Annotated in this window: 9 protein-coding genes; 7 read left to right on the top strand and 2 right to left on the bottom strand. The window is 36.5% G+C overall.

Going from position 1 to position 11,695, the window contains the following annotated elements; translation table 11 throughout:
- The 3 genes from Q0992_RS15330 to apaG form a co-directional block, all read left to right on the top strand.
- Positions 1-1,261 (top strand): DUF5103 domain-containing protein (locus Q0992_RS15330; protein ID WP_367277970.1); only part of this gene is annotated, 1,261 nt, incomplete at its 5' end.
- Positions 1,262-1,329: 68 nt separating this feature from the next.
- Positions 1,330-2,706, top strand: a complete 1,377-nt coding sequence (locus Q0992_RS15325) for an aminotransferase class V-fold PLP-dependent enzyme (RefSeq protein ID WP_299526431.1) — start codon at positions 1,330-1,332, stop codon at positions 2,704-2,706.
- Positions 2,707-2,768: 62 nt separating this feature from the next.
- Positions 2,769-3,155, top strand: coding sequence for a Co2+/Mg2+ efflux protein ApaG (gene apaG / locus Q0992_RS15320; protein ID WP_299526428.1), 387 nt, complete (start codon positions 2,769-2,771; stop codon positions 3,153-3,155).
- Here the strand turns inward: apaG and Q0992_RS15315 are convergent.
- Positions 3,148-4,158, bottom strand: coding sequence for a DUF6695 family protein (locus tag Q0992_RS15315; protein WP_299526425.1), 1,011 nt, complete (start codon positions 4,156-4,158; stop codon positions 3,148-3,150). The two genes, apaG and Q0992_RS15315, sit on opposite strands and share 8 nt — an antisense overlap.
- 143 nt (positions 4,159-4,301) lie before the next feature.
- Here Q0992_RS15315 and pruA point away from each other — a divergent pair, with 143 nt between their 5' ends.
- Together pruA and Q0992_RS15305 are read left to right on the top strand one after the other, a co-directional pair.
- On the top strand, positions 4,302-5,927 hold the full coding sequence (pruA, locus tag Q0992_RS15310) for an L-glutamate gamma-semialdehyde dehydrogenase (RefSeq protein ID WP_299526423.1): 1,626 nt from the start codon (positions 4,302-4,304) through the stop codon (positions 5,925-5,927).
- 142 nt (positions 5,928-6,069) lie between these two features.
- A complete protein-coding gene (locus Q0992_RS15305; protein ID WP_299526420.1) occupies positions 6,070-7,779 on the top strand; it encodes a T9SS type A sorting domain-containing protein in 1,710 nt (569 codons plus the stop codon).
- 49 nt (positions 7,780-7,828) lie between these two features.
- On the opposite strand, the gene rsmG is transcribed toward Q0992_RS15305, so the two are convergent.
- The gene (rsmG, locus tag Q0992_RS15300; protein WP_299526434.1) at positions 7,829-8,455 is read right to left on the bottom strand and encodes a 16S rRNA (guanine(527)-N(7))-methyltransferase RsmG; all 627 of its coding nucleotides are present in this window, start codon (positions 8,453-8,455) and stop codon (positions 7,829-7,831) included.
- Positions 8,456-8,596: 141 nt separating this feature from the next.
- Between rsmG and Q0992_RS15295 the strand changes: the two genes are divergently transcribed.
- On the top strand, positions 8,597-9,697 hold the full coding sequence (locus Q0992_RS15295) for an acyl-CoA desaturase (RefSeq protein WP_299526417.1): 1,101 nt from the start codon (positions 8,597-8,599) through the stop codon (positions 9,695-9,697).
- 18 nt (positions 9,698-9,715) lie between these two features.
- Positions 9,716-10,900 (top strand): pyridoxal phosphate-dependent aminotransferase, encoded by a 1,185-nt coding sequence (locus Q0992_RS15290; protein WP_299526414.1) that lies wholly within the window; start codon positions 9,716-9,718, stop codon positions 10,898-10,900.
- Positions 10,901-11,695: the final 795 nt, after the last annotated feature.

Genomic DNA, 11,695 nt, shown 5'->3' with positions numbered 1-11,695 from the left:
TAAACTCGAAATGAAAAAGACATTTTACGGCATACTTTTACTTTTACTACTACCTCATATATCAGTTTCCCAAGCTACTGAAGTAAGTCCACCAGATTTTATAAAGACCATTAAATTCAAAAGCAACACTACCCAAGGGCAATTACCCATTTTAAAGCTTGGTGAGCCCTTAGTCCTAGAGTTTGACGCTTTGAATGCTAATGAAGAAGATTTCTACTATGTCATAGAACATTTCAATTTTGATTGGACGCCCTCTGTTTTAGTTAAAGCAGAATATTTAAGGGGTTTGGATAATCAGCGTATTTTGGAATACTACAATTCATTCAACACCTACCAAGTATATTCACACTATAAATTACAAATACCCAATATCCAGACACGAGCCTTACTAAAAAGCGGTAACTATATGATTTCTATATATGACGAGTACGATGAGCTTATGTTCAGCAGAAAGTTTATGATTTATGAGGATTTAGTGAATGTAGGAGCAAGAGTGAAACGTTCGAGGGATGTTACATTAATTGAAGAGATACAATCTGTGGATTTAACAATTGCCACCAACAGCATTAATTTTAATAACCCGCTCGAAACGATAAAGACACTTATCATTCAGAATAATAATCTCAATACGTCCATTTCAGATTTAAAACCTCAATACACACTAGGTAACGAACTCATCTACCGCTATGATACCGAATCCGCATTTTGGGGAGGCAACGAGTTCCTTTGGTTCGAGAATAAAGATGTACGGACTTCTAACGTCGGAGTACAATTTATAGACCTTAAAGACATCTATCAAAGTTACTTATTCCCAAATGAGCCACGGACAGGTAGACCTTACACTTACAACCCTGATCTTAATGGAAATTTTCAAGTTACTGCAGCCGATCGTTTTAATACGGACATAGAAGCCGATTATACGATGGTTCACTTTTCTTTGGCACAAAATGAATTAACAGGAAAAGATGTTTATGTCTATGGCAATTTTAATGCTTTTGCCATAGAGCCTTTGACCAAAATGTATTATAATCGTGAAGCAGGCAAGTATGAAGTTAGTTTTCGCCTCAAACAAGGATTTTACAATTACAAATATGTGGTAGTAGACCAAGAAACTGACGAATTAGATGAAGGTGCCATAAGTGGTGATTATTGGCAAACCGAAAATAATTATAAGGTCTTGGTATATTATAGAGATTTAGGGGCACGTTTCGATAGGTTAATTGGTTATGGTGAAACCACCTCTGTGGATATTTCTAACTAAAGCTGTAAGGATTTTTTAAGCTTTAGACTAAAATTCTTGTTATCTTTCACATTAAAATTGTTTTTAGCATGCAAAACGATATTGCCTTATTCTCAGAACTGTGTGATGAGCTTTTTAAATCGGAAATTAGTCAGCCTGTTGCAGAGCCTATACCTACTTCAGAATTATACCAGAGGTTAGACTTATCCCTAAATGCTGAAGGTTTAATTGATGAGGATTTAAAAGAAACACTGAAACGAATTATTAGGAATACGCCAAAAACAGCATCTAAGTCATTTTTCAATCAGTTGTTTGGCGGTAGAATTGGAAAGGCTACTCTTGGAGATTTATTAGCGGTAATGTTTAATAATAGCATGTACACCTATAAAGTCGCAGGCCCTCAAGTAGGAATTGAAAAACAAGTTTTGAAAAACATTTGTGCCTTAGCAGGTTATCCTGAAGACAGTGATGGCACATTTGCACCTGGTGGTTCCATGAGCAATATGATGGCCATGATTATGGCTAGGGATACTAAAAACGAAGCCATTAGAACTGAAGGTCTTTCGTCTAAAATGACGCTTTATACCTCAGAGACTTCGCATTATTCTATTTCCAAAAATGCAGCTTTAACTGGATTGGGTAGAAATCAGGTACGATTGGTCAACACCAATGGTAGAGGTGAAATGCTCACTGAACATTTGGATAAGTTGATTCATGATGACCTCAATGAAGGTTATATACCTTTCTTCGTAAATGCTACGGCTGGTACAACCGTACTTGGAGCTTTTGATGATGTTGAATCCATAAGTCAGATTTGTAAAAAATATCAGCTTTGGTTACACGTTGATGGTGCCTATTGTGGCGGAGTAATTTTTAGCAGAAGGTATAGACATTTACTGAACGAATTAGAACTTTCGGACTCTTTTAGTATTAATGCACATAAAATGCTGGGCACGCCTTTAAGCTGTTCTATTATAGTAACTCAACACAAAGCGCAATTGCACCACTCCTTCTCTAACGAAGCCGATTATCTATATCAAACTGATGGAGATGATTTTAACTTAGGTAAAACTTCTATGCAATGTGGCCGTAGGAATGATGCCTTAAAAATCTGGACCCTGTGGAAATCTATTGGCACCAAAGGTTTAGAAAAAATCGTCGACAAACAATTCGAAATGGCACAAATAGCCAGAGACTACATAAAGAACAATAGCGATTACAAACTATACAGTTTTGAGGATTCAATATCAGTATGCTTTAATTATAAAGATGTGCCAGCTAAGGAACTGTGTACAGCGCTCTATGAAAATTCTAAATTAATGGTAGGATTTGGCTCCTTCAATGGTGATGAATTTGTGAGAATGGTGACTATAAACAGCGTTTTGGAAAAAGATGATGTTTTGGATTTTTTTAAAACGCTTGAAGCTTTCGTTGAAGAAAAAATGTTAAAAATAACGACGACTTAACCTAAAAAATAGGGCTTCAATGAAAATTTATTATATTTTAGCAAATACTTTTTTTAATTAACATGGTACAACAAGTTACAAGCGGCATTAAGATTTCCGTTGAGACCAATTTTGAAGGTACATTTTATAAGAATTATAAAGTGCACTTCGCCTTTGGTTACAAAGTAACTATTGAAAACCAAAGCAAGGACTCTGTTCAATTAAATTCCCGTCACTGGAAAATCCTAGATGCACTCAACAATGAAGAGGTTATTGAAGGTGAAGGTGTTATCGGTAAAAAGCCAGTTCTAAAACCAGGTGAAAAACACACATACAACTCTGGTTGTTTGTTAACATCACCTTTTGGTGCCATGCAGGGCCATTACAATATGGTAAACTTTACCAAAGCCAGTAAGTTTAAAGTCTATATTCCTTCATTTAAATTAAGTGCTCCTTTTGCCCTTAATTAATATCTGCATTTCTAAAAAAATCAAATCGATATGTTCTGGAGTCTTGTTCAATAGTAATGAACAAACAATTGGAGTAATGCACAAACTGGTAATCAAAAGAAATGTCAAAACTTTCATCCCTTACTTTAAAAATAGCATTACAATCGACATGACCATAAGGTGAAATTCGCCTAAAGCGATACTCAGATTTGCTACCCAAATCATGCAATTCAAACCAGGCGCCTGCCGCTATTCCACCTAGCCACTGTGCATGTTTGGCTTTTACATTATTATGCTTTGGCTCTAAAGTGCCTATTAAACTCGGGTTATAACCTTTTAATGTATCCAAAAACAGCCTTCTGTTTTCTTTACTAACAGTAGATTTAAATTCTTTAATCTCTCCTTGTTCAGAAACCAAATACACAAAATCTTCAGTATCGGCAATGACCACATTGCCAATGGTACTTGGCGTAAACCATTTTGATCGTTCTAATGCCCTTTTAATTTTTTTATCTGTTACCGAAACGACCAAAGTATCAGTCACAAAACGTGCACAATTACTGGCTATCTTTAGAAAGGCTGCATATCTTATAAAGCCTTGGGCTTGCTTATTATCGATGTGGGTTCGAGCTAATTGATAATCAACAGCATTACAAACTGAGGCATACAAATCACCATCACCATGAGTCAACTTAGGATGTGTAGCCAAAAACCTTAAAATCTCATCCAAATTTGTGATTTTATCATTTTCAATTTTTGCTATCAGCGGAAAATCCAACTCAAAATCTGTGTCTTTTCCTCTAACTCTGCCATTAGGCTCAGAAGTGATGTATCGTCCAAAGTCGTGGTACTCCAAAGCACCAGTATTCTTGTTAATCAAGACTAAAGCGGCATGACCTGCTCTAACATGATTTTTGCTGCCAATAAACGCATATCTCAAAAACTTGGAATACCATTCGTCGGCATGCGATACAATAGTTTCAGGATAGGCTAGGGTTAGAATAAAAGCGTCATTTTTTGGCATTGTGGTATTCAAAGATTTTAAGTGGCAACTTACAAAAAAATATCAATGCAACTTTCACAGAACTCTAACGTTTGAGACGAACAATATCTCATAAATATTGTACCTTTGCACTTCAAATTTCAAACTAAAAAAATAGTCAAATTATGGGAAAAGGATTCTTTAATGTACCAATCGCTGTTAACGAGCCCGTAAAGTCTTATGCACCTGGCACACCAGAGCGTGAAGCCGTTTTAGAAGCATACAAATCAATGTTTAATAGCAAAGTTGAAGTGCCCTTATATATTAATGGTAAAGATGTTAAAACTGGAAACACCAGAACCATGTCTCCACCACACGATCATCAGCATGTGGTTGGCGAATATCATTTGGCAGAGCAACAACATGTTGAAGAAGCCATTGCCACAGCTCTAGAAGCGCGTAAAACGTGGTCTCAATTACCATGGGAACAACGTGCTGCAATTTTCCTTAAAGCTGCTGAATTGATTGCCGGCCCATATCGTGCAAAAATAAATGCGGCAACCATGATTGCACAATCTAAAACTATACATCAAGCGGAAATTGATGCTGCTTGTGAGTTGATAGATTTTTTGCGTTTCAATGTGCAGTTTATGACTGATATTTACATGGAGCAGCCAGAAAGTACGAGTGATGCTTGGAATAGAGTTGAATATAGACCGCTTGAGGGTTTTACTTATGCTGTAACGCCTTTTAACTTTACTGCCATATCTGGAAATTTGCCAGCTTGTATGGCCTTAATGGGCAATGTTGTAGTTTGGAAGCCAAGCGACAGTCAAATCTATTCTGCCAAAGTCATTATGGATGTATTTAAAGAAGCTGGTGTCCCAGATGGTGTTATCAATGTGGTTTTTGGAGACCCAGTAATGATTACTAACATGGTTTTATCTAGCCCAGATTTTTCTGGTTTACATTTTACTGGTTCCACGTTTATATTTAAAGAACTCTGGAAACAAATAGGAGAAAACATTCACAACTACAAAACTTATCCGAGAATAGTAGGTGAAACTGGCGGTAAGGATTTTATCATAGCACATAAATCGGCTAACGCAAAACAAGTTGCGACAGCTATTTCTCGGGGTGCGTTTGAATTTCAAGGTCAAAAATGTAGTGCCGCATCTAGAGCCTATATCCCAAAAGGTATTTGGTCTGAAGTGAAAAAATACGTCTTAGAAGACATTGCATCGTTCAAAATGGGATCACCAGAAGATATGAGCAATTTTATTACAGCAGTAATTCATGAAGGCTCTTTTGACAAATTAGCCAGTTACATTGACGCGGCTAAAGCCGATGCTGAGGCCGAAATTATTGCTGGTGGTAGCTATGATAAATCCAAAGGGTATTTTATTGAACCAACGGTTATCGTGACAACAAACCCAAAGTATACGACTATGTGCACCGAGCTATTTGGCCCTGTGATTACCATATATGTTTACGAGGACGATTCGTACTCCGAAACTTTAAAATTGGTTGACGAAACTAGCGAGTATGCTTTAACAGGTGCAGTAATAGCCACGGAACGTTACGCCATTGATGAAGCCACAAAAGCTTTACAAAATTCAGCTGGTAACTTCTACATTAATGACAAACCTACTGGTGCCGTTGTTGGTCAGCAACCATTTGGTGGAGCCAGAGCGTCAGGAACCAATGACAAAGCGGGAAGTGCCCAAAACCTATTACGTTGGGTATCACCTCGATTGATTAAGGAAACTTTTGTAACTCCAACCGATTACAGATATCCTTTTTTGGGATAATAGATATAATAAAATGAAAAACAAATCCTTAGAAGCTTCATGCTTTTAAGGATTTTTTGCTTTTCATAGAATTAACATTAAAATAATTCTATGGCCTACCTAAACTTTGTATCTTTTGAGTCTAAAACGTAAATCCCTACATATGAAAAAAAATTACTTTTTTATCTTATTATTTTTACCAACTCTGCTATTAGGGCAAACAGCTTTTACTTCTGGAATTACACCAGATTTGTCAGCCTATGGTGAAGCAACGAATTATCCCGGTGAAGGTGAGTATCAAATATTTTTAGATACAGACAACGGCATTTTGGATAAACCTATCATCTTTGTGGATGGTTTTGATCCTGGAGATACAAGAGACATTCCTAGTTTGTACAATTCGCTGAGCTTTACAGGAAGTTCAGGCTCTCAAAATCTAGCAGATCTGGTCAGAGCACAAGGCTTTGATGTGGTTATTTTGAATTTCCCTGTTTATTTGCGTACTGCTGATGGTGCAACGGTTGATGGTGGTGCCGATTTTATAGAACGTAATGCCATGTTATTGGTTGAACTACTGGATATTATTAATACGGCTAAAGCAACAAACAGTCCAGAGCAAAATGTAATCATTGGCCCAAGTATGGGTGGGATAATTACAAGATATGCACTCAATTATATGGAGGGAAACACCATTGACGCTGATACTAGGCTATTTATTTCCTTTGACTCACCACACCTTGGTGCTAACGTTCCTATTGGATTGCAACATCAATTGAATTATTTGGCATTTAATGATTTAAATCCGGTGCCAGAAGCTCAACCATTAATCGATGGTTTCTTGAATACGCCAGCAGCAAGACAATTATTAATTGATCATTTTGAACCCCATTTATTAGGTGGAAGCCTAGTTGATTTTGATCCAACGCTTACTTTACCGATGCCGCACCCGTTTAGAACTATACTTGAAACGAATATTAATTCATTTACATCAAATGGGTTTCCTCAAAATGTAAGAAATGTATCTATTATAAATGGTAGTGGCATTGGCAACGCTTATTTTGCGGCCGACGGTGTTACACCAGTTACCAATGGCTTCACTGTTGTCGATATCACGCTTCCTGTAGATGTGGATACGGGTTTTGGCACAGTTACCATAGATATAGAAATTGATATTAACTTTACACCAGCAGCTGGTACTCCAGTGCAGGTGAGTCGTTTCTTTGCACCAATCCCAGTGTTTCCAGATGTAGAATCCATTGCAGATTCTGGAACCGTTAATTTCGACGGCGTTGATGCTGCACCAGGTGGACTCTTTGATTTATCTGCCTTAACTGGTGACTTAAGCTCAGGTGGTGGCATAGCTGCAGATTTTTTAAATGCACTGCAAATTGACAAGTTTAATTTTATTCCATCCGTTAGTGCATTGGCACTAGAAATAACTGATGAGCCTTCCGGTGATAACATCAACTGGTTTCATAGTATTGATTTGGTAGGTCGTGCGACCACAAATGCTACTCCATTTGACAATACATTTTTACCTGATGACAACGAAGGTCATGTGGAGTTGACTGAGGCAAACGTCAATTTTGCATTAACAGAAATTCTCACCCCGCCTTTAGGAATTTCGGATAATGAATCCATCGTTTTTCAACTTGAAAAAAATCCAATTCAAAAAGAAATCGTTTTACTTTCAAGTGTAAATACAAATGCTTCAATCAATATTGTTGATTTAACTGGCAAAACGGTCTTCAATACCGAAACTTCACTTAATAATAGAACGGTAATTCCGGTAAACTTAGCATCAGGGTTTTATATTTTGACAGTTAACGGAGATAATAATACATCATTTACTACCAAGTTTTTGGCGAACTAAGTTCAAACTAAAACAAACTGATAAAAGCACTTCAGATTGGAGTGCTTTTTTATTTGTACTTTAGGGGTAGATATATGACCTTTTTAGTTTCAAAGAAATCCTCTTCAAAATAATCTGAAAGCAAATAGGCTTTAACCGTAGTGTATTGCTTCAACTCTTCAGTTAAATCACCACCTTTAAGGTAAAGGATGCCATTTCTGATTTCATTCTTCTGCTTTTTGGCTATTTTCCCCTTCACCCATTTTGTAAATTCTGGCATCGCAGTGACAGCTCTACTGACAATAAAATCAAAAGTTTCATCAATGGCTTCTACCCGACTATGTGTTGTTCTCACATTTGTAAGCCCGATAGTATCGGCGACAGCATTAACGACCTTTAGTTTTTTATTGATGCTATCTACAAGATGAAATTGACATTCTGGAAATAAAATGGCCAACGGAATTCCGGGGAATCCACCTCCTGTGCCAACATCTAAAATCGAAGAATTATCACTAAACCTAATGACCTTAGCAATCCCTAAGGAATGAAGTACATGCCTAAGATATAATTCATCGATATCCTTACGAGATACGACATTGATCTTAGTGTTCCAATCCTTATACAAAGCTTCAAGTGCCTCAAATTGGTTAATCTGATTTGTGGTTATATCAGGAAAATATTTAAGAATTAAATCCACCGATTTTACTTTTGGCAAAAGTACTTAATTTTAATGTAGATAAATTAACGTTACAGACAAGGCTGACATTTAATTATTATTTATCTTTGATAATTATTTTTTTTATCAAAAGCCCGACATTATAGCTAAAATTAAGAATACATGGCACACCAAGCATTATCCTTCTCAAGAGTTGATTCAGCTAAATTTTTTAGAACTTTAAATAAACGCGTTAATAACTATTTTAAGGAGAATAATATTAAACGTACAGGCAATTGGCAACTTTGGGTAAAGACAGTCGTTATGTTTGCTATATTTCTTACACCTTATTTTTTATTATTGACTTTGGATATACCTACTTGGGCGCAGATACTTTTAACAGTTGTTATGGGTGTGGGCATGGCAGGAGTTGGTATGAATGTGATGCACGATGGTAATCATGGTTCATTTTCTAATAAAGAGTGGGTGAATCGTTTAATGGGTAGTAGTATCTATATTTTAGCAGGAAACGTATACAACTGGCAAGTGCAACATAATGTCTTACACCACACATACACCAATATTCACGGTCATGATGAAGATTTAGAAGCCGGAAGAATATTACGCTTTTCTAAACATGCGAAGTGGTACAAGCACCATAGATTTCAGCATTACTATTCCATCTTACTTTATGGATTATTGACTATAAATTGGGCAATTACTACAGATTTTAAACAAATGAAACGCTACATGAAGCGAAAATTATCCTATGGAAAATTGCCTAACCCAATTGTTAACTGGAGCAAATTGGTGATATCAAAATTGGTATACCTTTCCATGTGGATTCTGCTTCCAATATTATTGACTGACCTTGCGTGGTATGAAGTTCTTATCGGCTTTTTCATTATGCACTACATTGCTGGTTTAATATTAAGTGTTGTTTTTCAATTGGCACATGTTATGGACGAAGCCGAAATGCACTTGCCAGAGAAAGATGGTACTATGAAAAACACTTGGGCCATACACCAATTAAAGACTACGGTAAATTTTGGAGCTAAAAACTGGTTAGTTAACTGGTATACAGGTGGTTTAAATCATCAGGTAGAACATCATATTTTTCCACATATCAGTCATATTCACTATGGTAAAATAGCAAAAATCGTGAAAGAAACGGCTAAAGAATTTAATTTACCATACAAAGAATATAAAACCACAAGGAAAGCTATAGCGGCACATTTTAGATTTTTAAAAGAAATGGGCATGCGACCAGCGATGCAAGCATAATTCTATTACAACTAACTCATGAACCAACTTTCGGATAGAATTAATAATCTATCGACATCAGCCACTCTTGCTATGGCTGCAAAAGCCAGAGAATTAAGAGCAGAAGGAAAAGACATTATTGGATTAAGCCTAGGAGAACCCGATTTTAATACTCCTGACTTTGTAAAAGAAGCCGCTATTAATGCTGTCAAAGATAACTATAACAGTTATACACCTGTAGACGGCTATGTAGATTTAAAGGAAGCTATTATCACCAAATTTAAGCGTGATAATAATCTAGACTATTCAAAACCTCAAATTGTGGTTTCTACTGGTGCCAAACAAGCATTATTTAACATAGCCTCCGTGATGTTGAACCCAGGTGATGAAGTGATTTTACCATGTCCATACTGGGTAAGTTATAGCGACATTGTAAAACTTAATGAAGGAGTTCCTGTTGAAGTAAAGACCGATATTAAGAACGACTTTAAAATGACGGCTGAACAACTTAGTGCTGCAATTACTCCTAAAACCAAAATGATTTGGTATAGTTCACCGTGCAATCCTAGTGGATCCGTTTATAGCAAAGATGAATTAAGAGCTATTGCAGATGTGTTGCAAGAACATCCAAATATTTATGTGGTTTCTGATGAAATCTATGAACATATCAATTTTATTGGTAGTCATTACAGCATGGCGCAGTTTGATGATATGTACGATAGAACCATTACTGTAAATGGTGTGTCAAAAGCTTTTGCTATGACAGGTTGGCGAATTGGTTATATTGGTGCACCAGACTGGATTGCTAGAGCCTGTAACAAAATACAAGGGCAAGTGACGAGTGGTGCTAATTGTATTGCACAACGTGCTGTGATTTCGGCTTTGAAAGCTGACCCAGCGAGAATTCAATATATGGTAGATGAATTTAAGGAACGTCGTAAGCTTATTTTGGAGCTTCTTGGAAATGTGAAAGGATTTGAAACCAATGAACCCGAAGGCGCGTTTTATGTTTTCCCAAATGTATCTGCGTACTTTGGGAAAACGATTAGTGGGAAAACGATTAACAATGCCTCTGATATGGCCATGTTTTTATTGGAAGAAGCCAATGTAGCCACCGTTACTGGAGAAGCCTTTGGCAATCCCAATTGTATAAGGATTTCTTATGCGGCTTCCCAAGAGCAAATTATTGAAGCTGTTAATAGGATCAAAACTGCATTAAGCTAATTACACGATTCAATTCCCTTTAAAAAGTGAAGCTATAGCACCTTAGCTATGGCTTTTTGTTTCATCAAAAGAACTGTGCCTTTCGATTGGTTTTTTATGGTAATGGTACAGAATAGTTGATAAATTAACTTTTTAACACAAACAATTGTAATACAATAATTTACAATATAAATTTAGTTGTAAAAGGATGGATGCTTTTCCCATCTTTTTATTTTACAGGCATTTACAAGCTTGTAAATATTTTTTTTAATCTTAAATACTTCAAAATAGTCCATAGAAAAATATGGAGTTGGCAAAGTGTATTCAAAAATCTGTCCATAAGAAATCGGGGCGAACTCCTAAGGGGAGAGCTCAATAAAGTTCAACGCTAATTTATAAGGTCAGCGAGAATTAACATTGTGGTTTTTGCTTAGTTTTTCTGTGCAAAAACCACAGTTTTTTTCAAAAGGGGAGTAATAAATTTACATACCATTTCATTCACAATTGTTAACCAAATGTTATTGATGTATTGCATTTATTTATGAGAATTATAAAAATCACAAATACCATAGTTTATGAAAACACACATCACCAAAATGTTAAGCCTTTTGCATTCCTGTCCACAGCTTCGGTCTTGGCACAGAAGCTGCCGGAGATCGTTCCGCCGTCCCCGACGGTAGCCAAGCTGATGCAGGTCGACGTGCCCTATGGCCAGACCGGCGACCTATCGTTCGACGTTTCAACAATCACCTATTTATAAACCAGACTATTATGGCACTTCAAGATCATATACCGATGCTAAGAACGAAGATATGC

The sequence above is a fragment of the Winogradskyella sp. genome, from assembly GCF_028289625.1.
GTDB lineage: Bacteria > Bacteroidota > Bacteroidia > Flavobacteriales > Flavobacteriaceae > Winogradskyella.
Note: the sequence above shows the minus strand (reverse complement) of the source record. Positions and strands in the feature narration are given on the sequence as shown.